Raw genomic sequence first — 21,574 nt, 5'->3', positions numbered from 1 at the left:
GATTCCTTTCATTTACGACTTTCAGGAGAACCGCGTTATGTCGATTACCGCTGAACGCGAAGCAGAACTGCTCGCCAAAGTACCCACCGGACTGCTTATCAATGGTGAATGGCGAGATGCCTCAGATGGTGGCACCTTCGACGTACTTGACCCAGCCACCGGTGAAAAGCTGGCAACGCTGGCCAGCGCCACCAGCGAAGACGCGATGGCGGCCTTGGATGCAGCCGACGCGGTCCAGGCCGAATGGGCGCTGACCGCTCCACGCGAACGCGCCGAAATCCTGCGCCGCGGCTTTGACTTGGTCACCGCGCGCGCCGACGATTTTGCGTTGCTGATGAGCCTGGAAATGGGCAAGCCACTGGCTGAGGCCCGTGGCGAAGTGACCTATGGTGCAGAGTTCTTGCGTTGGTTCTCCGAAGAGACCGTGCGCCACTACGGCCGCTACGTCACCACCCCGGAGGGCAAGAACAAGGTTCTGGTCCACCACAAGCCGGTGGGTCCGTGCCTGCTGATCACCCCATGGAACTTCCCGCTGGCGATGGCCACACGCAAGGTCGGCCCGGCAATCGCCGCGGGTTGCACCATGGTGCTCAAGCCTGCGAAGCTCACCCCGCTGACGTCCCAGCTATTCGCCGCCACCATGATGGAAGCCGGACTGCCGGCAGGCGTGCTGAACGTGGTTTCGGGATCCTCGGCATCGAAGATCTCCGGCCCGCTGATGCAAGATGACCGTCTGCGCAAGGTCTCCTTCACCGGTTCCACTCCGGTCGGCAAGCAGCTGATGAAGGATGCCGCAGACAAGGTGCTGCGCACCTCGATGGAGTTGGGCGGCAACGCACCATTCCTCGTCTTCGAAGATGCAGACCTGGACGCAGCCGTCGAAGGCGCCATGGCCGCGAAGATGCGCAATATGGGCGAAGCCTGCACCGCAGCGAACCGCTTCCTGGTACATGAAGATGTGGCCGAGGAGTTCATCGCGAAGTTCTCGGAGGCCATGAAGGCGCTGAAGACCGGACGCGGAACCGATCCATCGTCCACCGTTGGCCCGCTGGTCGAAGAGAAGGCTCGCGACGAGGTCCACGCGCTGGTGACCGATGCCGTGGCACAGGGCGCCACTGCAGTCACCGGCGGTGCTCCGGTAGCGGGTCCGGGCTACTTCTACCAGCCCACCGTGTTGGCTAACGTTGCCAACGACGCGAAGATCCTCACCCAGGAGATCTTCGGCCCGGTCGCTCCGGTGACCACTTTCAAGGATGAGGCGCACGCGATTCGCCTCGCCAACGCGAGCGAATACGGACTGGCTTCCTACATCTACTCCCGTGATTTCAACCGGATGTTCCGCGTCTCCGAGCAGATCGAATTCGGTCTGGTTGGTTTTAATGCCGGGGTCATCTCCAACGCTGCCGCACCATTCGGTGGCGTGAAGCAGTCCGGTCTCGGCCGTGAAGGCGGCGCCGAGGGGCTCGGGGAATACACCACCGTGCAGTACATCGGCATTGCCGACCCATACGCACCGGTTAAGTAATTTCGGTGATCAACGGCCGCGAGTAGTTGGCGGACGGTACTAGCCAGTGAAGCCCAACGCCTTTTCAGGTGTTGGGCTTCAGGCAATTAATCTCGCAAATTACTGTGCGTTGGTGAACCCACTTGCCTCGCGCAGTTGCCGCTCGCGCAGGGAAGCCGGGAAGCAGAAGCGGAGTACGCGTTGCGTGCCGTGCAGCTCGCGGCCTAGTTGGGCAGCGAGCTGTTCCAGCGCGGCTGCCAGTTCGGCGCCTTGTTCCCCATCCGGGTGTCGATGAGCGTAGAAGCTTGCCTGGATTCCTTCGCGAAGCCTGGTCAAGGGTGCTGCAAGCTGCTGGTGGTTCTCGGCCAAGCGCAGGGTGTAGTCGCTGACCGATTCTTGCTCACCGGCGGGGTTGCCGACGTCCGCACCCAAAGCACGCAGCTCATCCCATAATGCCTGGGCGCTCCCGGCACCGCCGGCAAGAACTTGTTCGATTCTGCGCCGACGCAATCGAGCGCGCTGCCAGGGGAGAACCGCCAGTAGCAAGGCGAGCACCAAGACTCCAAGCACGATCATCCAGCCATAGTCTTCGGCCTGCACGGTATTTTGTTGCGGCGCGTTGGCGGTTGCGCTTTCCTCGGCCTCCGGGTCATCGAGTTCCGGGGCACCGGAAGGATTCAGTTCCTCGGGCACCTCTTGCGGCGTTTCGTTGGGCGTTGCCCCCGGGGCGTAGTCAGGTGCCTGACCTTGGCCGGGGGTCGGTTCAAAAGGAACCCAGCCGATCCCCGGGAGGAACAATTCGGGCCAGGCATGGGCTTGTTGGCCGGTTACCTCATATTCGGTGAATTCAACTTCCGGAGGCACATTGCGCCCGATCCCGTTGCCTTCGGCAAGGTCAGCAGCATTAAACGTCTCACCGGTTGGCTCGCCGGGGGCATAGCCGACCACGATGCGCGAAGGGATCCCGGACGCTCGTGCCAGCAGGGTCATCGTGGAAGCGAAATGTACGCAGTAACCTTGACGGCGATCCAGGAACGCCTTAATTACCTGCCGGTTAGCTCCGTCATAGCCTTCGCGGAGCGGCGTGCGTTCGGAATATCCGAAAGAAGCCGAACGCAGGAAATCCTGAATGGCGACGGCCTTATCGAAGTCGTTCGCCGGGGGGCCCTGCGCGCCGTAGGCTTCGGCGAGCGTCTGGCGCAGCAATTGGTCGAATTCGCCGTCGAGGTCCTCGGGCATAGAAAGATTTACATTCGCTATTTCATTCGTCAGCTCGCCGCCAAAGTAGCCAAGATTGCGCGCCATCTCCGCGCTCAAATTCATTTGCGTGTGTCCCACGGTGACTTGGCCTGTTTCGGCCATGGCATCCCCGCTGAGCCGAGCCACGGAGGTCTGCTTGGTCCAGTTCCAGGAACCATTGATGCCGGTGATATAAAAACTGCGGTCTGGCAGCGGCAGACTAGGGCTGCTGACCTGCCCATCCCAAGTCAATTGGGTGAGCTCGGGGGTTCCGTTGAAAATGTCGGCATCGGTGTCCATCGCGGTGTCCCCAAAATACGCGGATTGGAGCAAATCTTCGCTCGGTTCCCAGCGGGTGGCGCTCAGATCTTCGATTATCGAGGTACGCAGATATACCGGTTCAGCAGAACTGGTGAGATAGCTAAAAGCGACGCTTCCATTGTTCGCTCTGAGATCTCGGCCCAGATTGAGCAGCGGGTCAACGTTGCTGGCTAAGAGGTCGCCGGAAGGCCGAGTGCCTTCGGGGAGCATGCCATTGCGAAAGCCCGGCATGAACAGGCCGCTGAGAATCATCGCGAGGGCGCACGCGGCAGCGGTGACGGCGAGGATTCCCACCTGTCGTTTCGCAGGTAATCCCGCGCCTGTAGGCTCGGAACGGAAAATATAGGGGAGCAGTGCGAAATAACCAAGTATTGCCAGCGTCATCAGCACGAGATAGCCGATGCCCGCCCCTTCTTGCTTGAACAGCGACGCGATCACCGGGGCGAAGCACAATGGCATGATCACCAGTGGCGCTAGGCGCTTGAATGATGCGAGAACCTCGACCACGAGGCTCAGCACCACCGCGAGCAAAAGCAGAACGAACTCGACATATCGTGAGTAGGCCACCGGGGGCACCTGAGTGGAGAACTGTATGGCGGCCTCGGAGGCTAGCGCACCGAACCAATCGATGAGCCTCATGGAGGGGGGATTGGCGCGCATCGTTTGGTGCCCCAGGACCGCGCCAACCGCCACAAGCAAGGCAACAGGCAATGCAGCCCAGTGCCAGCCACGGATGCCGCGCAATACCCCGGCGCTGCCATGGATGAAGACCACTGGCCAGATCAAGGCTCCGAACCACGCCCCGCCTTGGACGACTCCGCTGAGCGAGGCTAAACCAGCGAGCAGGGCAAGGCTCAGAGCTGCAGCCGCTAGCGATCGCGCGTACAGGTGATGCGTCCTGGGTTTTTTGGGCCCAGCGCCCGACGCGCTGGAGTTCGGAGCTGGCCGCTGGGTCACTGCGGCGCTCATGGCCGTGACCACAATTCGTTGATGTTGGTGTTTGCCGCCAGGAAATGCACTTTCCACCCAGTCTCGGCCAGGTGTTGCTGCACCTCGCGGTAGCGCTCCGGATGGGAGACCAGCAGGAACAGTTCGACATGGCGCACCGAACGCGCCAGAGTTGCCAGCCACGCGGCCTGATTGGTTCGGAGCTCACCGAGGATCATGATGACCGGTTCGTCGCGAAAGCCCAGCAGCAGCTTGCGCAATCCCTCTCCGAGAATTTCAGGTCCCTCGGCGGCGTTAGTTGGTGCGCGCAGCGACATTTCGGCGCTCGCGGCATGAAAGTCTTCAAATCCGGTCTGGGCGGAAGCCCCAGACAGCGAGACGCTGCCGGCCTTGAGCAGCTGTTCTCCCGAAAGTTCTCTAAAGAGCAATTGATAACCGTTGGCGGCGTAGCGTTGGCCGATACTGCAGGCCAGGGAGAGCGCCATTTCAAAACGTCGGCTGCTTGGGATCGGAGGGCCGTCGCCCTGCGGGATCCCCAGACGCAGGTCCGCGCCGTTAATATGCCAGTGCTCATAGGTGCGGTCAAAGACCAACAATGCCTGGGCAGTAGCAACATGGTTTTCTTGACGCACCATGAGCTTGCCCTGCCGTGCGGTGGCTTTCCAGTGAACCTGTCGGATCGAGTCGCCTTGTTGGTAATCACGGGTGGCCACGTCATAGTAGTCGGCGGTGGTGCTTCGGGAGAACCGTGCGTCACCGGTCAGCATCTTGTCTCCGAGCGAAGCGAAGCGTTCCAGCGGGTGAATTTCGGCGCAAACGGGGACGGGCAAGGCATCTCCCGAATCGACCATGCCGTCCACTAGGCCTAAGGGGTCAGAAAGAATTTGCTTTGCCGGGCCCACCAAATGGATTCCGCGGGTGCGGAAGATGAGCTCGTACACGGTCTCTCCGGGACCGGTGAATTCGGGGCCCGGCCCAAACTCGGGTGGAAGCGATTCCTTGACCTTCGCATTCTCCGCACAGGACAGCTGCAATCTGGTGATGTCACCGACCACCGGATTTGCGGTGAGCAGTTTGCGGGTCAGTTTGGATTTATTGCGTAGCCGCAATACCAGCAACCAACTGACCAAGGCCACTGTCAGCAGTCCGATGCCCAAAGCCATCATCTCGTGGCGGCCCAGGATGTAGGCCAGGAAAATCAACAGGGCTCCGCTGCACAAGGTTGCCCAGCCGCGCACGGTGAACAGGTCAAGTTGGAACCGGCGTAGCGTTGCGGGCGTCGAATCCGTGCGTGTCCACGACAGAGCATCGCGCGAGTCGAACCGCTGCATTTTTTCCATGGCGTGCCTTGCCTATCCGATTGGTGTGGCGGAAACAAGCTCCTGGATCAAAGCAGCGGGTTCCACGCCTTCGGATAATGCCCTGCGGGTCAGGATCAGCCGGTGCGAGAGCAGCATCTCGGCTACTCCACGCACATCTTCGGGCAATACATGATCCCGTCCGTTAATAGCCGCATGGGATTTTGCGGCGCGGACCCATTGCACGAGCGCACGAGGCGAAGCGCCCAACGAGATATGCGGATGGTCGCGGGTGGCCCGACCCAAATCAACGACGTAGCCACTCAACCGATCGGTAACGGTCACCTGCCTCACTTGTTCGATCATTTGCCGCAGTTGTTCGAGCTCAAGCACTGAGCGCAGCGAGTCAAGCGGTTCGGCTACATGGTGGCTGGTGAGCATGGAAATTTCTGCTTCGCGGTGTGGGTAGCCCATCGAAATTCGACCCATGAACCTGTCCCGTTGTGCCTCTGGCAGCGCGAACGTACCTTCCGAATCTATGGGGTTCTGTGTGGCAACGACCATAAATGGCCTCTGCAATGGGTGGGTAATCGAGTCCACGGTGACCTGCTGCTCTTCCATGCACTCAAGCAGGGCGGACTGGGTCTTCGCGTTTGCCCGGTTGATCTCATCCGCGATCACGATATTTGCAAAGATTGGGCCGGGATGGAACGTGAACTCATGATCTTGCGGGGAGAACACCGAGACGCCGGTAACGTCGCTGGGCAACAGATCCGGTGTGAACTGGATTCGGTGCACGGATCCGTTGACGCTGCGGGCCAATGACTTGGCGAGCATGGTTTTGCCGACTCCGGGAACGTCTTCGAGCAGCAGATGCCCTTGCGCGAGGAGCACCACAATGGTGTTGGTAATTGCTTCGGGCTTACCCGCGATTACTGTCTGCACAGCATCGAACATCCGTTGGTAATTCGACCTAAACGTCGAATCTACCAAGGGGAGTGTTGGGTGGGCACTCATGCGCATTCTCCTGGCTGGGCAACTTATCGTGCCGAGGTCATCTTTGACACGCTAAGCAATTCCCGTAGCTTGTGTTCACATCATATGGGGTTCTTTTCTCCACGAATAGCTTCTAAATACCTTGATTCTTTCCCTGTGTACCGGTGGTGGAAGAATTAGACCCAAGAACTGACAATATTTATGACGAAAGGTCCGGTGCGCAGATGAGTGAATCCGATTTCTCACGGATTCCCGAGGGGTACCGTCCGGCAGAAGAATCGAATTCTTCACCTACCGGGGAACGCGCCCGCTCGGCAAAGACAGAAAAGAACGGAAGCAAACGAAATACCCGTTACCCGGAGGCACCCGCCCCGCTGCCGGTACCGGTGATCGACAACCATACGCATCTGGATTTTCGCGATGGTTCGGTGAATGCCAGTGTGCAGCAGGCCCTCAGCGCGGCCGCAGCGGTCGGGGTGGAGGGGCTGATCCAGGTTGGCTGCGACGTGGAATCGTCAAAATTCGCCGTGCAGGCGGCCAAGGACTTTCCAAACATCTTGGCTGCGATCGCTCTCCACCCCAATGATGCCGCGCGCCTAGCGGAGCATGGCGAACTTGAGGCCGCGATTGAGCAGATCGAGGAGTTGGCGGCAAACGAGCGGGTGCGGGCCATCGGTGAGACCGGGCTGGATTACTTCCGAACGGGCGAAGCGGGGCATCATGCGCAGGAAAAGTCCTTCCGCGAGCATTTGCGGATCGCCGTGGAACATGGAAAAGCAGTCCAAATCCACGACCGTGACGCACATCATGATGTGGTTCGGATCTTGAACGATGCGCCGTTGCCCGAGCGCGTGGTTTTCCATTGCTTTTCCGGCGACGCCGAGCTGGCGCGGATCTGCAATGCCAACGGCTGGTACATGTCATTTTCGGGGACCGTGACCTTCAAGAATTCAACAGATCTCCAGCAGGCCTTGCGCCTAGCAGACCCGCAGTTGTTGCTTGTCGAAACGGATGCGCCGTTCCTGACGCCACATCCTTTCCGGGGGCGGCCAAATGCGAGCTACATGATCCCCCATACCGTCCGCTTTATGGCTGAAACCAGGGGTGCTGAATTAGCTCAATTGTGCGAGCAGCTAGCCGCGAATACGGGTGCGGTGTACGGCGCATTGTAGTCCTGCCGGGTGTGGTTTCCGACATATAAAGGTTGCGCCAATTATTACAATTCGGTTACGGTTATTGGAAAGCGTTGAGTTGCGAGCGCGCCCTGAGCCGGTCGCAACCTAGTGCGTTGCCGTATTTCCGTAGGGGACTAGATCCTCCGTGGATCGGGTGACGCGCAAACTGAATTTTATACTGGCGGCCTGGCCGCCACGGTTGAGCAAGACTTACCGGGAGTATCTTCCTGGCGTTCGACCTACAAACGATGGGGATCTCACTACCGTGATGCACTTGCTCAAAAAAAGCTGGGTCAAATATCTGGCTCAGGCCGTGGCTGTTGCCGTGGTCATTGCCGGAGCTGTTTTTTATATTTCCGGCCAGAAGTCCGTGACCGTGGCCATTGATGGCGATGAGCAGATCTTCACCACCCGCGTAGCAACCGTGCAGGATGCCCTTGAGCAGGAAGGCATCAGCGTTTACGAGCGTGACGAGTTGAGCGTGGCCGCAGATTCGGAGCTTTCCGATGAGCAGCGCATCGAGATCAGCCGCAACAAGTCGGTACAGGTCAGCATCGATGGCACCGACCGAGTAGTGCACACCACCGGCATGACCGTGGCGGATGTCATGGACGAACTGAAGCTGGATGAGAAGTCGGAAGTATCCCTCGGCGAAGATATCGAGCTCGTCAGCCTCAGCGACGAAATCGAGATCATCACCCCTAAAAATGTGACTCTGCTTGTCGACGAGAAGAAGCAGAAGGTTTCGACCACCGCGCAGACCGTCAAGGAACTGCTTGCCGAGCAGAAGGTCAAGCTCGACAAGGACGACGAGGTCAACGTTCAAGTAGGTAAAGACACCGACAAGGACGCGAAGACCAGCACCAAGATCGAGGACGACACCAAGATCGAGGTCATCGTCGTTTCGGTGAAGACTTGGGATGAAAAGCGAGAGATCGGTTTTGATACCGAGAAGGTCAAGGATTCGAAGCTCGAAAAGGGCAAGACCAAGGTCAAAACCGAGGGCAAAAAGGGCGAGCGTGAACTGACGCTTCGCCAGGAAACCCGCAATGGTAAAAAGGGCGAGGAAGAAGTTCTGAAGTCCAAGGTCACCAAGGAGCCAGTCGCAGAGGTTATTCGAGTCGGAACCAAGAAGCCTGAATCAAGCTCGGATTCCAAGAGCTCGGACTCCAAGACCAAGGCTCCAACCGGTAGCATCTCCTCTACCTGGGCGGCTCTGGCCAAGTGCGAGTCCGGTGGCAACTGGTCGATCAACACCGGTAACGGCTACTACGGTGGACTCCAGTTCTCCGCTTCGTCATGGCGCGGAGCCGGCGGAACGAAGTACGCGCCGCTGCCACACCAGGCCAGCCCTCAGGAACAGATTGCTACCGCTGAGAAGCTGCGTGCCAACGGCGGATGGGGCCACTGGCCACACTGCTCGTCCAAGCTCGGGCTGCGCTAAGCAGCAGAAAACTTTTGACGCGACGCGTCCACCCCATTCGGGTGGGCGCGTCGCGTCGCGTCAGCAGTCCTTGCGCGCTGAACTAGAATTGTAGGTGTGATGTCTAAGGAATCTTTGCCACTGCTTGGGGCTACCGAAATCCGTCGACTGGCCGAGGAGCTTGGGATACGTCCCACGAAGACCCTCGGGCAGAACTTTGTCATTGATGGAAACACCATCCGCAGGATTGTGGCCACCGCAAATGTCGCCCCGGAGGAGACCGTGCTTGAGGTCGGACCGGGCCTCGGCTCGCTGACCCTCGGAATCATGGATGCCGCGGCAAAGGTGGTCGCCGTAGAGATCGACCCGCCGCTTGCGAAGCGGTTGCCGCAGACCATGGCCGAACTCCGTCCGGGCCGAGAAGAGGACCTGACGGTGATCCTCAGCGATGCCATGAAGATCACCGAGCTTCCGGGCAATCCCACCGCCCTTGTCGCAAATCTCCCATATAACGTTGCAGTGCCCGTGGTGCTGCACCTGATGGAGCATTTCGAATCCATCACCCATGGCCTGGTGATGGTGCAGGACGAGGTCGCCGACCGGATGTGCGCAACACCGGGAAATAAGATCTACGGTGTCCCCTCGGTCAAGGGCGCCTGGTACGGCACCATGCGCAAGGCAGGCGTCATTGGCATGAACGTCTTTTGGCCGGCCCCCAAGATCCATTCCGGCCTGGTGGCTTTCACTCGCGACAAGGATCGCAGCGACGCACCAGACCGCAAGGAAGTCTTTGCCATCATTGACGCAGCCTTTGCCCAACGCCGCAAGACGCTGCGCGCTGCCCTGTCCGGGTGGGCCGGATCCGGCGCTCGCGCCGAGCAGATCCTGCACGCTGCGGGCATCGACCCGAAGGAGCGCGGGGAGAAGCTGGACGTAGACGGATTCATCTCGATTGCTCGTGCGGCTCACACGGTGCCGGCGCTCGTGCAGACCGAAGACTAACGATGGCCAAGCAACGCGTCATCGCCACCGCGCCGGGAAAAATTAACTGCTATTTCCGGGTGGGACCACCGCGTGAGGACGGCTACCATGAGGTCGCCAGCCTGTATGTCGCGGTATCCCTGCTGGAGCAAATCGAAGCCACACTGCGTGCAGACGGTGAACTGCAGCTGAGCCTAGAACCGGGCTCGCCGGTAGTTGCCGATCCGGAAAATTTCCCGCTGGGCCAAAATAACCTCGTGTGGAAAGCCGCCGAGCTTCTCCGCGAGCATACCGGTTGCACCTTGGGTGCAAACCTCCACATCACCAAGCGCGTACCGATTGCCGGCGGGATGGGCGGCGGTTCCGCGGATGCCGCGGCTGCTCTCGTTGCCTGCAACGAGCTGTGGGGGACCGGACTGGACCGTGAAGAGCTTGGCAGGCTTGGCGCCCGGCTCGGCGCCGATGTGCCTTTTGCGCTCATGGGCGGTGCGGCCATCGGCCTGGGCATCGGCGACAAACTCGCCCCCTTGCTGACCCGTGCCAAGACGCAGTGGGTATTGATCCCTGCCAGTTTTGGCTTATCGACCCCTCGCGTCTATTCGATGCTCGACCGGCTGCGCGCCGGCCAGTGTGTTGAGGTTCCACAAGAGATCGATCCACAGGTTATTAAAGCGCTGATGGAATCGGATACCGAAGCGCTGTCGCAGCTTCTGGTCAATGACCTGACGCAGGCATCCTTGGCCTTGGCTCCGGAACTTGGAACCGTGCGGGACCTCGCCGAAGGCGCCGGCGCGCTGCGGGCCATGGTGTCCGGGTCGGGACCGACCTTGGCCCTGCTGGTGCGCGATGCCGAACACGCCGAGCAGGTGATGACGCAGCTCGGAGACGAGGTGGGAGTCGCCACCATGATGGTCAGTGCTCCGGCACCGGGCGCGCATGTGGAGCTTTCCGAATAGCTTCTTGAACCCTTGCCAGGGTGGGTGCCGTGACTCTAGAGTGATTTCGGAACCATAAAGTGAGCGTGGTTCATTTATTCGTTGTGGAACGAAGGAATCACATGATCAATGGCCACGTATCTCATTGGTGGGAACGCCTTGGATTACCCACCTCGCGGGAAACTCTGCGCGGATCCCATGCATTTGACGTTGCCATTGTGGGTGCCGGTTTTACCGGCCTGTGGGCCGCCTACTATTTGAAGCACGCAGCGCCTAGCCTGCGGATCGCTATCCTGGAGCAGCGCCATATCGGGTATGGGGCGTCCGGACGCAATGGCGGCTGGCTGACCAACACCATTACCGGTGGACGCGAACAATATCTGAAATCCCACGGCCGGCAAGCGGTCGACGACTTTCAGCTGGCCATGAATCAAACCATCGACGAAGTGGTGCGGGTCTGCGCCGCGGAGAACATCGACGCGGACATCCTGCAGGGCGGCGAATTCGAGGTTGCGTACAATCCGGCCCAAGAGGCACGATTGCGCGCTTTCGTGACCGCCGAGCAGTCTTGGGAGCACAGCGGGGTGCAGCTGCTGGAAAGCTCCGAAGCTGCACAGCAGATCAATGTCGCGGGCACACTTGCCGCCGCCTGGCACCCGCATGCCGCTCGGATCCAACCGGCCAAACTGGTCAGTGGGCTGGCACAGGCAGTCGAATCTCTCGGAGTAGAAATCTTCGAGAGCACCAGGGTCACCGAGATCAGTTCTCACCGACTGGATTTTGCTGGTGGAACCGTCACCGCGGACTTCATCATTCGTGCGACCGAGGGCTTCACCGCCGGAATTAAAGGCCATAAGCGCTTGTGGCTGCCGATGAATTCTTCGATGATTGCCACCGAGCCGCTGGATGCATCTTTCTGGGATGAGGTGAACTGGAAGAACGGCGAAGTGCTTGGCGATTTTGCCCACGTGTACATGTACGCCCAGCGCACCGCCGATGATCGGATCGCCATTGGAGGTCGCGGAGTTCCCTACAAATTCGGGTCGCGTACCGACCTTGATGGGATGACTCCAGCGGTGACGGTCAACGGACTCCAAGAAATTTTGCAACGGCTATTCCCGCAAGCCAAGCAAGCGGCGATCGCTCATGCCTGGTCCGGGGTGCTCGGGGTTCCGCGAGATTGGGCCGCCACCGTCGGTATGGATCCGCGCACTGGAATCGGCTGGGCCGGGGGATATGTGGGGACCGGCGTGGCTACCACCAACCTTGCCGGTCGAACCCTGCGCGATCTGGTCTTAGGCCAGAATACCGCGCTGACCAATTTGCCCTGGGTCAACCACAAGGTGCGGCAGTGGGAACCCGAACCGCTTCGTTGGATGGCCACCACGGGGCTCTATGCTGCCTATGGGATGGCGGACCGGGCCGAATCCAAGGGTGGGACGAAGACCTCCGCCATAGCGCACCTGGCGGATCTGGTGACGGGGAAGAGATAGGCGAGTTGCCTGGCTGCTGCGGAGTGCAGCGCAAGCATCGTAGATGCCGCAACCAAGGCGGTCGCCGAATTCACGGCAGCACACAGGCCAACTCGCACCTGCTCGCGGGCCTTCCCCAGTTCCTTCGACGATTCGGGGAAAGCCTCAGCGATTTTAAGCGGCGAAAGCTTCCCATCCACTAGCGAAGCATGGCATTCTCAGTAAATGACTGTGGAGCACCGTGGGTCCCAGGCGCTGTTCCAAGCGGCCCTGGCAGCTGGGGAAGACCCAACCAATAAAGCACGGGGCCTCAAAGCCCTGCATCAGAGCTGGGCCGAAGGCACGCGCATTCCCTCGCTGGTTCGACCCGTGGTGGCTCGTTCCTGGTCGCGCGCCGGAGCGCAGTACAAGGACATTGTTCCCCTGGACCTTGCAACTGTCCGCGAGCGGCGGGAATCCAATGAGGAATTGAACGGACTCGTTGAGCTGTTCAAGGACCGGTTGCTGTCACTGGCCACGCAGGCTGGAAACCAACTGGTGATCTCCGATAGCCAGGGGTACGTGCTTTGGGTTCTGGGACCTTCGATGATCCGCCGGAGAAGCGATGACATCGGCTTTGTTGCCGGGGCCAGATGGCGGGAAGGCGACGTCGGCACGAACGGCATCGGCGCCGCAATGGCCGAGCGGACGCCGGTGCAAATTTTTGGTCCGGAGCATGCTCGCGAAGAACAGCATTCCTGGGTCTGCACCTCGGCGCCGGTCAGCAACCCTGCCACTTCATCCTTGGTCGGCACCATCACCTTGGCCGGATCATTTCGCACAGCTCACCCGCACTCGCTGGCGCTGGTTTCATCCGTCGCCCACGAAGCGGAACTACTGCTGCGAGGCGAGCACGACTTAAAAATGCAACGGCTCGAACTGGCAGCAACGCTGCCGGAGGGCGCATACCTGCTGGTTGATTCCCAGGGTTCTGTGGCGTCCGCTCGTGGATACAGCATCAGCGGTAGAATCTCCTTGCCACCGGCCTTGGAAGAAGGGCGCAACTGGATCATTGGCATCGGTGCGGTGGATGCGCGCAGAACTGCCGGCGGCTGGCTCCTGCAACGAGCCGATGAGCAAGTGACGCTTGAACTCTGCGCCGGGGGCCTCCAGGAAGCGCTGGTGCATACGCCAAGCGGAACGACCCGCATTGGGCTCAGTGCCAAGCACTGGCAAATCTTGGAGCTTCTGGCGAGCTGCCCCGCGGGAGCCACCGCGGCGCAGCTCCAGGAACTGTGGCCTGCGCAAACGCCCAACGTGACTATTCGAGCCGAAATCTCCCGGCTGCGTGGAAGGCTGCGTGGCCTGATTGCCTCCCGGCCCTATCGGCTGATGGTACCGGTGTACCGCCAACCTTGATCCCTGGAGGCATGCAACCTTTTGCAACGCTTCCATTTTGTGATGCAGGTCATAGCCTTGCTTCAGGGCGGCAGAATAAGCCGCATCATTTCCCGGACTCCCGATGAATTGAAGTGATGGCTATGGCGAACAACGATCCACTGGCGCAGGCTCAAGAATGGTGCCGAGCGCTGCAGCAGGCCTTGGAAGCAGGCGATGTGCAAGGGGCCGCGGAGCTCTTCGGCGAGGAATGCTATTGGCGGGACCTCACCGCATTGACCTGGAACCTGCACACCAGCGAGGGGCGCGAAGACATCGCGAAGATGCTGCTCGGCGTCGAGCGCGGGGCATGGCCGCGAAACCTGAAGGTGACCAGCGCACAGGACGCCGATGGAGTCGTCGAGGCCTGGTACACCTTCGAGAACGATGCCATCAACGGGCTCGGGCTCTTCCGGCTGCGCGACGGCCGGTGCTGGACCCTGCTGAGCACGGCCCAGGAACTGCGCGAATATCCCGAACCTGCCGGGTCCAGGCGCGAACTCGGGGCCGAGCACGGCTCGGCCATGAGCAAGGAGAACTGGCTGGACCGCCGCGAAGCCCAGCGGCAAACACTGGGAATCACCGAGCAGCCGTACACTCTGATCATCGGTGGCGGCCAGGGCGGCATCGGATTGGCCGCACGGCTCAAACGCATGGGCGTCCCGGCCCTGGTCATCGACAAGCATCCGAGGCCGGGGGACCAGTGGCGCTCGCGCTACCACTCGCTGGCCCTGCATGACCCGGTCTGGTATGACCATATGCCGTACATCGAATTTCCCGACCACTGGCCGGTGTTCACTCCCAAGGACAAGATGGGCGACTGGTTGGAAAGCTATACCAAGCTCATGGAACTGGACTACTGGTCCCTGACCGAAGCGACCAGTGCGAAGCAAGACCCGGACGGCGACGGCTGGATCGTCGAAGTCGAACGCGACGGGGTGCCGCTCACCCTGCGTCCCACCCAATTGGTCCTGGCCACCGGAATGTCCGGAATCCCCAGCGTTCCCCGCTACCCGGGTGCCGAGAGCTTCGCCGGGGAACAGAGTCATTCCTCGAAGCACCCAGGCGGTGAACGCTACGCAGGGAAGAACGTCGTGGTGATCGGTGCGAACAATTCGGCCCACGATATTTGCGCGGATTTGGTCCAGAACGGTGCCAAGCCCACCATGGTGCAGCGTTCCAGCACCCACATCGTGCGTTCGGAATCCTTGATGAATACCGTGCTGGGGCCGCTGTATTCCGAACAGGCCTTGGCCGCAGGCATCGATCACCACAAGGCTGACCTGATCTTTGCTTCCATCCCGTACAAGGTCCTGCCGGATTTCCAGCGTCCGGCGTTCGACAAGGTCCGCGAACAGGATGCAGAGTTCTACAAGTCCCTGGAGGACGTGGGCTTCGACCTCGACTTCGGCGATGACGACTCGGGGCTGTTCCTCAAGTATCTGCGCCGCGGCTCGGGCTACTACATCAACATCGGCGCGAGCGAGCTGGTGGCCGATGGGTCCATTGCCTTGGCCCAGGGCGAGGTCTCGCACTTGACCGAGCACAGCGTGATCCTGGCCGATGGAACCGAGCTGCCCGCCGACGCGGTGGTCTACGCAACAGGCTACGGGTCGATGAACGGCTGGGCCGCCCACCTGATCTCCCAAGAAGTCGCCGATGCGGTGGGTAAATGCTGGGGCTTGGGCTCTGAAACCACTAAGGATCCAGGTCCCTGGCAAGGCGAACTGCGAAATATGTGGAAGCCAACCAAGGTCAAGAATCTCTGGTTCCATGGCGGGAACTTGCACCAGTCCAGGCACTACTCGAAATATCTGGGCTTGCAGCTCAAGGCCCGTTTCGAGGGGCTGCCCACGCCCGTCTACGCGCTCGCCGAAACCTATCATCAAGCCTGATCAACTAGCTGTTCAAGGTTGACTTGTGAGCTGGGCCCGGAGGATCTTTAGACGCCGAAGATCCTCCGGGCCCAACTGCGCTTTCACCGAATCGTTGATCTCTTGCCCGGTGTTTAGAAGTTCTGGAAGGGGGAGCCGTCCGCAAGCCTTCCGCAGTGGATGAGCTTTATGCAATTTGATCTCCGTGCTCAACCCACCCCGGAGTGAATTTCCGGATATGCCGATTCAGATTTTTCACGGCGCTGGACCTGCCGCGCTCGCTCGCCTGTCGATAAGCGATCAGGATCCAATCCTTCGCCAGATTCGGCCCTGATCCGCCGGCCGGCGTGGAATGAGTGTTGATCCGCAGCGGCGAGACGAGCCACCACTTCACGATAAAAGCATTGTGAGCTGAATGATGATCCATTCGCGAGTGCGGAAAACGCCCCGGATTGGATCCGGCCAATCTGCTGAGCAAAGCCTAGAAGGCCTGGCGCCAGATCCGCGGCGCGTCTTCGCTGCATTCCATTCGGATCGGCAAGAGCGGTGTTGTTCGCGCAAGGTGCTGAATTCGGGATTTCTCCTCGATGCAGAGCCTCAGGGAGCCCTTGGGTGGGGTCATATACACCCCGATGACAGCGGTGGCTTTTCCTGCAAGGTACGCGGTCGGTGGAGTATTTGCAGGTTCCGCTGCACTCTGGTTGCGCACCGTTAGCTATTTGGCCTTGGCGGTGAGGGAGGCATCCTCTATAAGTTTAGGGCCGCGCTTCCCGCGGGTGCCGCGAAGCCCTGCCTGCCTTGAGTGCAATGGCTAGTTTTCGGAAATCGGCGGCATCCCCGGGGTGGTGCTTCGCGCTCCGATTTCTCAAACTGCGATCCTCGGCTGGGCAATTGTGCATGAAGCGTCTACCCGGACATCGGATAATCAATGTATTGATGACGCAGTTCGTTGGATCCAGTGGCTTTGAATTTAACTGAAAATATACCCTATGGGGGTACTTGACTCGATACCCTCTAGGGGTATATCGTCAAGGTATGGAAAACGCAATGGCCGCTGTTGAGGCTCATGCAAAATCATGGAGATGGCTGCAAGGCCAGCCGTTTGCCCAGATGACTTTTCGAGAACCGAAAGATCCCGCGAGAAGAGGAACTCATGAGCAACGAATCAAGCTGCTGCGGATGCAGCTCGAGCGATGAAGAAGCAAATAGCAATACAACAAACACGGAGGACATCATGAGCAACGACATCACCTTGAAGATTGAAGGCATGACCTGCGGGCACTGTGTTTCGTCAGTGACCGAGGAACTCCAAGAGATCCCTGGTGTCAGCAATGTCGAGGTTGACCTCGTCGTCGGTGGAGCCTCTACGGCTACCATCGCCACCAACAAACCAGTCGAGAACTCGATTCTCGAAGCGGCCGTCGCCGAAGCGGGCTACAAGCTCGTTTCCGCGGAAGCCTAAATACCGGCCCCGAGACGGGGCGCGAATAGCTATATGTGCCCGTCTCCGGGAGTGAGAAAGAAGTGGAATCATGAGTAACGACACCGCATTCCCCACCAATCAACGCATCGTCGAGTTGGATATTCAGGGAATGACCTGTGCTTCCTGCGTGGGTCGAGTCGAACGCAAGCTGGGGAAGCTGGAAGGCGTGGAAGCGCTGGTGAATCTTCCGCTGGAGTCCGCTCGCGTGACGGTTCCGGAAGGCGTAACGGACGAAGAGCTGATCTCGACCGTCGAATCCGCCGGCTACAAGGCCAACCTCAAGGTGGACCAATACGCAGAGCAGACAGCCCGTTCGCAGACCGAAACCGCGCGAACCTCCACTGCAGCAGCATCGCTTGAGCCGCCGCGCAGGAACAAGCCCGCCGCGCAGGCAGGCCAGGACCTGAAGACACGCCTCATTGTCGGCGCGATCTTCACCGTGCCGCTGTTCATTATTTCCATGATCCCCGGCGCTCAATTCCCGCATTGGGGTTGGGTTGCGCTGGCGCTTGCCACCCCGGTGACGTTCTGGTCAGCCTGGCCGTTCCACCGTGCCGCTGCCATCAACGCGCGCCATCTGTCCTCCACCATGGACACCCTGGTCTCAATTGGTGTACTTGCGGCTTACTTCTACTCGCTGTGGCAGCTGATTGCGGATCCGAATATCACGGCCCACGTCGGCATGGCCATGAGCGAGCATGCGCTGTACTTCGAGACCGCGGGTGTCGTGGCGACCTTCCTGCTGCTCGGCCGCTGGTTGGAAGCCCGCGCCAAAGTCCGGGCCGGCGACGCGCTTAAGACCTTGCTGGATCTAGGCGCCAAGGAAGCCACATTGATCCGCGAGGGCGTCGAAACCAAGGTTTCAGCGGCCGAGTTGCTTCCTGGCGATGAGTTCATTGTGCGCCCCGGCGAAAAAATTGCCACCGACGGCTTTGTCGTCTCGGGGCACTCGGCGGTGGATACCGCATTGGTTACCGGAGAATCGGTGCCCGTGGAAGTCGGCCCGGATGACACCGTTACCGGTGCAACAATCAACACCTCCGGCGTACTGGTTATTCGTGCTACCCGCGTTGGCAAGGACACCACGCTGGCTCAGATGGGACGCCTGGTATCCCAGGCGCAGACGGGCAAGGCGCCGATCGCTCGACTTGCAGACCGCATCTCCGCGGTCTTCGTGCCGATTGTGCTGGTCATTGCGCTGTCCACCTTTGTTCTCTGGCTATTGCACACCGGTGATATGGGCTCGGCCGTCGCTGCCGCGGTAGCGGTGCTGGTCATTGCTTGCCCTTGTGCCTTAGGCCTGGCGACTCCTATTGGTTTGCTGGTGGGTACCGGACGCGGGGCCCAGCTGGGCATCCTGATCCGTGGACCGCAAGTCCTGGAAGACACCCGCAAGGTTGACACCGTGCTGCTGGACAAGACCGGCACCGTGACCGAGGGCAACCTTGCGGTCACCTCTACAACCCCGGCGTCGGGATTTGACGAAGAAGAGCTGCTGGCACTGGCCGGCGCGGCGGAAGCGGGGTCTGAGCACCCGATTGCCCAAGCAATTGTCGAAGCGGCGCGTGCCAACGCTTCCTTGGCCGTGGCTACCGGGTTCGTCTCCGCCGCCGGTGGCGGCGTGCGAGCAACGGTGGGTGTGCACACCGTGGTGGCCGGCCGGGAAAGCTGGCTGAAGGAAAATGGGATTGAGCTAACCGATCGGCAGCTCGCGGATCTTGCAACCGCGCAGAGCAGTGGCGCGACCTCGATTATGATCGGCGTGGATGGAGCCTTTGCCGGATTCGTCAACCTGACCGACACCATCAAGGAGTCCTCGGCTGCCGCCATTGCAAGGCTCAAGGGACTTGGGTTGCGCCCGGTATTGCTCACCGGGGATAACAAGGCGGTAGCGCAGCAAGTTGCCGCCAAGGTTGGTATCGCGCCGGAAGACGTGTTCGCGGATGTCTTCCCCGAAGGCAAGGCTCAGGCCGTGCGCCAGCTGCAGGAGCAAGGCAGGGTCGTGGCAATGGTCGGCGACGGCGTCAACGACGCTCCGGCGCTGGCTCAGGCAGACCTTGGCATCGCGATGGGTTCCGGGACGGATGTGGCGATCGAAGCAGCCGACGTCACCATCATGGGCAATGACGTCGAGCAGGTTGCGCAAGCTATCGAGCTTTCCCGCAAGACACTGGGAACTATCAAGATGAACCTGTTCTGGGCGTTTGTCTACAACACCGCTGGTATTCCGGTGGCAGCCCTGGGGTTCTTGAATCCCATGATTGCAGGTGCCGCCATGGCCGCCAGCTCAGTGCTGGTCGTCGCGAACTCGCTGCGGCTGCGTGGGTTCGGACGAAAGCAACGATCAAGCTAGGCTTCGTTTCTAGGCCAAAAACATGAATGCCGGTGTTCCTCCACTAGCGGAGGAACACCGGCATTCTATGTCCGATGAGGTAAGCATCGGATTCCCAAAATCGGTGTTGCCGCACTAAACACGGATGTACGCGGCACCGTCGATTTGAGCGGTGGCTAGGCGCGCCACCGCGGCGCTGACAATTCGAACGCCGGCTGCCAGTCCTTCGCCGTCAACCGCGGCCGAGCGCAGGCTGTTGGCACAGGCACTCACGATGAACCCGGCATCCACTAGCGAAACCACCTCTTGGGCCAGCTCGCTCCCGGTGGCCAGGAGCGCTACCTGCGGGCCCTGGACCACAAGCTCGATGGTCCAATCGGGGAGCTCGGCTCGGGCGTTGCGGGCGACGCGCGCAGCCATCTCCAGATTGGGCTGCGGGGCTTCGCCGGTACCGGCAAGATGGAGCAGGAGATGGTGGTTCATGGTGTTCCCTTCGTGGAAGTGGACTGCGCCGACCGAGCGCTAGCCGATGCCGATAAACGGCGAAGAGCTTCTGCAACCCACCAGGCGAAGAAACCGGCCGCGGCCAGAGTGATCCAGATCCACGTTGGTATGGCCGCGTCGATGTTCGCGGCAGTTGTAGAAATTCCATCGAGGATGTCGTGCGGCAGCAGCTCGCCGGCGGTGGCCAAGCCGCCGGTGAGAAGCATCGCCACACCGACGAGCAAGGTGACTGTTCCGGCGATCAGGGTGTTGCTGTGCAAGTGCAACCGGCCCAGCCGAAGCTGGCGGCCGCGCATCCACCTCCAGCGCATTCCGCCATACTTCTTGACGGCCCATGCCAGAGCGATGATGGGCAGTACCGTGCCAGCGCCGTACACGGAAAGCAGCAGGCCGCCGGCTAGCGGGCTGCCCGAGGTGAGGACCAAGGTCAGGATTGCGCCAAGGACCGGTCCGGTGCAAAAACCTGCGACACCGGCAACGGTACCCAAGAGCGCTGCACCCCATAGCGAGCCCGGAGCGCGTGGTTGGCGTACTCGTGACGGCAAGAATCGCGCGGCGTCAAAGCCGCCGCCAAAAATCTGTAGTAGTCCGAAGGCCACTATCACCCATGCGGCGATGACAATGAGCAGCCCGCGGTCAACGGCAAGGGCGCCGCCGAGCCACCCCATGCCTAGGCCAAGTGGTACCAGCGTGGCTAGCGTGCCGACAAGAAAGGCCAAGCCGATGGCGCCAAGTCGCCGGGTGGAAGTCGCTGCATGGGCAAAGAACGCCGGCAGAAGCATTGCATTGCAAGGGCTAAATAGGCCGAGCAGCCCACCGACAAAGGCAAATAGGATTCCGGCCTCCACTATGGTTGCTCGGCTTCGGCCTTGGCGAGCTCTGCCTCGATTGCCGCCTCGAAGTTGGCCAGTGGCTGGGCGCCGACGAATGGTGTCCGGTTGATGAGGAATGACGGTGTGCTCAATACGCCCAGGGACTGGGCTTCTGCAATATTGCGCTGCACTGCGTCCTTGACCTGGGCGCTGCCCATGTCGGTGACGAGTTTGTCGCCCTCCAGCCCCAGGTCTTCGGCGATCGCAAACAGGGATTCATCGGTGAAGTCTTTTGCCGCGGAGATGTTCCCGCCCTGGGACAGGCGATGGTGGAAGTCGATATAGCCGCCTTGCAGTGCGGCTGCCTGGCCAGCCTGGGCGGCCGTCAGCGAGGCCTCGCCGAAGATGTCCAGATCTCGCCACTCGATCCGAAGCTGCCCGTTGTCTACGTATTTCTCGGTGAGTTTCGGCAGGGTGCTATCGGTCCACTTGGCGCAGAACGGGCATTGGAAATCTGAGTAGGCCACCATGACGACGGGGGCGTCGACCGACCCCACGGCAGTTGGATCCTTTGGATCCAGGCGAGAGACCTCGGGAAAGGCCGGCGGTGCCGCGGGCGTAGCGGGTGCTTCTTGGATGCTCTCCGCTATCGCCGAAGGTGCCTGCGCCGATTCTGGAGCTTTGCCCGGTATTTGGGACCAAATCAGCAAGGCGACGACGATGACGATCGGAATGGGGAGGAGCCAAAACCACGGAAGCCGTTTCCCCTTTGGTGTCCTCGAAGCGGTTTCATTCGTGCTCATCATCTATATTTCCTTCCCTGCCGTCAGGGCGCCAATACTTACTACTACGTTGATTAGT

General features: G+C 60.5%; 16 protein-coding genes. 10 read left to right on the top strand and 6 right to left on the bottom strand.

All coding sequences use genetic code 11. From position 1 onward, the window contains the following. Positions 1-37: 37 nt before the first annotated feature. Positions 38-1,525, top strand: coding sequence for an NAD-dependent succinate-semialdehyde dehydrogenase (locus CQ017_RS11905; protein WP_105553888.1), 1,488 nt, complete (start codon positions 38-40; stop codon positions 1,523-1,525). Positions 1,526-1,624: 99 nt separating this feature from the next. Here CQ017_RS11905 and CQ017_RS11900 read toward each other — a convergent pair whose 3' ends face one another. From CQ017_RS11900 to CQ017_RS11890, 3 genes are read right to left on the bottom strand one after another with little or no spacing between them, the layout of a single operon-like run. After that, entirely contained in the window at positions 1,625-4,033 is a 2,409-nt protein-coding gene (locus CQ017_RS11900; protein WP_105553887.1) for a transglutaminase domain-containing protein, read from the bottom strand. Next, entirely contained in the window at positions 4,030-5,352 is a 1,323-nt protein-coding gene (locus CQ017_RS11895; RefSeq protein WP_105553886.1) for a DUF58 domain-containing protein, read from the bottom strand. The genes CQ017_RS11900 and CQ017_RS11895 overlap by 4 nt, the downstream gene beginning before the upstream one ends. Positions 5,353-5,364: 12 nt before the next feature. Then, positions 5,365-6,255, bottom strand: coding sequence for a MoxR family ATPase (locus tag CQ017_RS11890; protein ID WP_258133606.1), 891 nt, complete (start codon positions 6,253-6,255; stop codon positions 5,365-5,367). Positions 6,256-6,530: 275 nt separating this feature from the next. Here CQ017_RS11890 and CQ017_RS11885 point away from each other — a divergent pair, with 275 nt between their 5' ends. The 9 genes from CQ017_RS11885 (at position 6,531) to CQ017_RS11840 (ending at position 19,418) form a co-directional block, all read left to right on the top strand. Then, a complete protein-coding gene (locus CQ017_RS11885) occupies positions 6,531-7,478 on the top strand; it encodes a TatD family hydrolase (RefSeq protein ID WP_105553884.1) in 948 nt (315 codons plus the stop codon). 271 nt (positions 7,479-7,749) lie between these two features. Further along, a complete protein-coding gene (locus CQ017_RS11880; RefSeq protein WP_181150546.1) occupies positions 7,750-8,925 on the top strand; it encodes a resuscitation-promoting factor in 1,176 nt (391 codons plus the stop codon). A gap of 99 nt (positions 8,926-9,024) precedes the next feature. Next, positions 9,025-9,906 (top strand): 16S rRNA (adenine(1518)-N(6)/adenine(1519)-N(6))-dimethyltransferase RsmA, encoded by an 882-nt coding sequence (gene rsmA / locus CQ017_RS11875; protein WP_105553882.1) that lies wholly within the window; start codon positions 9,025-9,027, stop codon positions 9,904-9,906. Between the two features lie 2 nt (positions 9,907-9,908). Next, the gene (locus tag CQ017_RS11870; protein ID WP_105553881.1) at positions 9,909-10,841 is read left to right on the top strand and encodes a 4-(cytidine 5'-diphospho)-2-C-methyl-D-erythritol kinase; all 933 of its coding nucleotides are present in this window, start codon (positions 9,909-9,911) and stop codon (positions 10,839-10,841) included. Positions 10,842-10,942: 101 nt separating this feature from the next. Then, the gene (locus tag CQ017_RS11865) at positions 10,943-12,313 is read left to right on the top strand and encodes an FAD-binding oxidoreductase (RefSeq protein WP_105553880.1); all 1,371 of its coding nucleotides are present in this window, start codon (positions 10,943-10,945) and stop codon (positions 12,311-12,313) included. Positions 12,314-12,517: 204 nt separating this feature from the next. Continuing rightward, positions 12,518-13,690 carry a GAF domain-containing protein gene (locus CQ017_RS11860; RefSeq protein WP_105553879.1) on the top strand — a complete coding sequence of 391 codons (1,173 nt, stop codon included), beginning with the start codon at positions 12,518-12,520 and terminating at the stop codon, positions 13,688-13,690. A gap of 122 nt (positions 13,691-13,812) precedes the next feature. Then, positions 13,813-15,603, top strand: coding sequence for an NAD(P)/FAD-dependent oxidoreductase (locus CQ017_RS11855; protein ID WP_105553878.1), 1,791 nt, complete (start codon positions 13,813-13,815; stop codon positions 15,601-15,603). 1,213 nt (positions 15,604-16,816) lie between these two features. Next, complete coding sequence (locus CQ017_RS11845) at positions 16,817-17,044, top strand: heavy-metal-associated domain-containing protein (RefSeq protein WP_105553935.1); 228 nt, start codon at positions 16,817-16,819, stop codon at positions 17,042-17,044. 70 nt (positions 17,045-17,114) lie between these two features. Further along, positions 17,115-19,418: a cation-translocating P-type ATPase gene (locus CQ017_RS11840; protein WP_105553876.1), complete on the top strand. Its 2,304-nt coding sequence runs from the start codon at positions 17,115-17,117 to the stop codon at positions 19,416-19,418. 114 nt (positions 19,419-19,532) lie between these two features. Here the strand turns inward: CQ017_RS11840 and CQ017_RS11835 are convergent, their stop codons facing one another. From CQ017_RS11835 to CQ017_RS11825, 3 genes are read right to left on the bottom strand one after another with little or no spacing between them, the layout of a single operon-like run. Further along, on the bottom strand, positions 19,533-19,880 hold the full coding sequence (locus CQ017_RS11835; protein WP_105553875.1) for a hypothetical protein: 348 nt from the start codon (positions 19,878-19,880) through the stop codon (positions 19,533-19,535). Continuing rightward, positions 19,877-20,749, bottom strand: coding sequence for a cytochrome c biogenesis CcdA family protein (locus CQ017_RS11830; protein WP_105553874.1), 873 nt, complete (start codon positions 20,747-20,749; stop codon positions 19,877-19,879). The genes CQ017_RS11835 and CQ017_RS11830 overlap by 4 nt, the downstream gene beginning before the upstream one ends. Continuing rightward, the gene (locus CQ017_RS11825) at positions 20,749-21,519 is read right to left on the bottom strand and encodes a thioredoxin domain-containing protein (protein WP_105553873.1); all 771 of its coding nucleotides are present in this window, start codon (positions 21,517-21,519) and stop codon (positions 20,749-20,751) included. The genes CQ017_RS11830 and CQ017_RS11825 overlap by 1 nt, the downstream gene beginning before the upstream one ends. Positions 21,520-21,574: the final 55 nt, after the last annotated feature.

The organism is Arthrobacter sp. MYb224 (assembly GCF_002975455.1).
Taxonomy (GTDB): domain Bacteria; phylum Actinomycetota; class Actinomycetes; order Actinomycetales; family Micrococcaceae; genus Glutamicibacter.
The sequence above is the reverse complement of the archived record's forward strand: the minus strand, read 5'-3'. Positions and strand labels throughout refer to the sequence as shown.